Raw genomic sequence first — 1100 nt, forward strand, 5'->3', positions numbered from 1 at the left:
CAACGGTTTATCCTGTTCAGCAAGATAGAAGCTCGTCAGCGAGGTACTGGGTAATCCATCTATCGTGCCATTGGGCGGGAAAATGATAAAAAAGTTGGGCCGCATGCTGTCCCATTGCACACTGCGAATACTAGTGATGGTTGTGCTGACTTTTTCGGCCCCCACCGTAAAGCCCAGTTCATCACCAATCTCTACCCCAAGTGACTCAGCCAGTGATTGTTCAATCGACAGCCCTGTTGTTTCACCCGGCTTAAACCATTGCCCAGCAACGATTTTATTATCATCTGGATAAGAATTTGACGTTGTCAGGTTTAATTCGCGGCGCAATTCATCATCATCTTTATTGAACGCAACGTCTTGTGCAGGCTGCGCATTAATCTCAGTCAGTCTGCCGCGAACTATAGGATATAGAGGGCTACGGTTTATCTGATGCTGTGAGAAAAATGCTTCTACCTCATCCACTGCTTCCGGAGCAATATTCAGCAGAAAATGATTTGGTGCATCCTCCGGTAACTGTGCCTGCCAGTCAGCTAGTAGCGATGATCGCACCAGAACTAACGTTGCAGCCAACATAATAGTCATCGCAAATACCGACATTTGTGACAGGGTCGCATTACGATGTCGATACAACGCAATCACCGCCAATCGCCAACCACCCTTTCCAGCAGGAAATCTGCGTAACAACCAGATTAGACCCGCCCCCACAACCGCCAGTGAAATAACTAACGCAACCACTGCCCCGAGTAATGCTGTTACCAGCTTAATATCATTGACATACACCCACAACAAACCAAATATCACCGCTACAGCCAATAACAAATCTTTGACTAAAGCGGCCTTGTCATTGGTTGGCAAACTGCGAAAAACCCGCATTGCCGGTGTATTGCGTAAACGATCAATCGGAGGGTAGGCAAAGGCAAATAAAGCGACTAAAGCAGTTAGTATGGCTGGCCACAGTTGCCAGAAGTCCACCACAAATTGTAACGGCTGGTCCATTAACTGTGCGGTCATTGAAGCCAATAACCAGGCAGCAGGTATGGCGAGTATTAAGCCAATGATAGTTGCCATCAGGCCCCATACCATTAAGCGCGATAAATACA

Annotated in this window: 1 protein-coding gene; it reads right to left on the bottom strand. The window is 47.3% G+C overall.

What is annotated here, in order from left to right; translation table 11 throughout:
* The coding region (locus B3182_RS02370; RefSeq protein WP_414683334.1) for an ABC transporter permease at positions 1–1068 on the bottom strand (1068 nt) is incomplete at its 3' end.
* Positions 1069–1100 lie beyond the last annotated feature (32 nt).

Source organism: Methylophaga sp. UBA4204, from assembly GCF_002379485.1.
Lineage (GTDB): Bacteria > Pseudomonadota > Gammaproteobacteria > Nitrosococcales > Methylophagaceae > Methylophaga.